The following is a 429-nucleotide window of genomic DNA, read 5'->3' as shown; positions in this document are numbered from 1 at the left end:
ACGAGTCCTCGTGCAACAAGGACTACTCCTGCGTGAAGGGCTTCTGCCCGTCCTTCCTGACCATCACCCCGAACCCGGCGCCGGCCTCGGCGGAGGCGGGCAAGAAGAAAAAGAAGAAGGGCCGCATCCCGGCGCTCGAGCGCGCGTTGCCCGAGCCGCAGTCCAAGGTGGATGCGAGCTTCGGCTTCGGCATCCACGTGATGGGCATCGGCGGCACCGGCTCGGTGACGGTGGTGGCGACCATCGCCAACGCCGCGCGGCTCGAGGGCAAGCACGTGATCGGCCTCGACCAGACCGGTCTCGCCCAGAAGGGCGGCGCGGTGATCTCGGACATCAAGATCACCCACGCGCCGTTCGACGGCTCGAACAAGATCTCCGACGGGCGCTCGGACCTGTACCTGGGCTTCGACATCCTCAACGCGACCGATC

Annotated in this window: 1 protein-coding gene; it reads left to right on the top strand. The window is 66.9% G+C overall.

The annotated features are described in order from the left end of the window. Nucleotides 1-32 precede the first annotated feature (32 nt). A partial coding sequence (locus GQB03_RS22680) for a 2-oxoacid:acceptor oxidoreductase family protein (RefSeq protein ID WP_235027189.1) occupies nt 33-429 on the top strand: 397 nt, incomplete at its 3' end.

The organism is Cognatazoarcus halotolerans (assembly GCF_009800965.1).
Classification (GTDB): domain Bacteria; phylum Pseudomonadota; class Gammaproteobacteria; order Burkholderiales; family Rhodocyclaceae; genus Cognatazoarcus; species Cognatazoarcus halotolerans.
The sequence above is the reverse complement of the archived record's forward strand: the minus strand, read 5'-3'. Positions and strand labels throughout refer to the sequence as shown.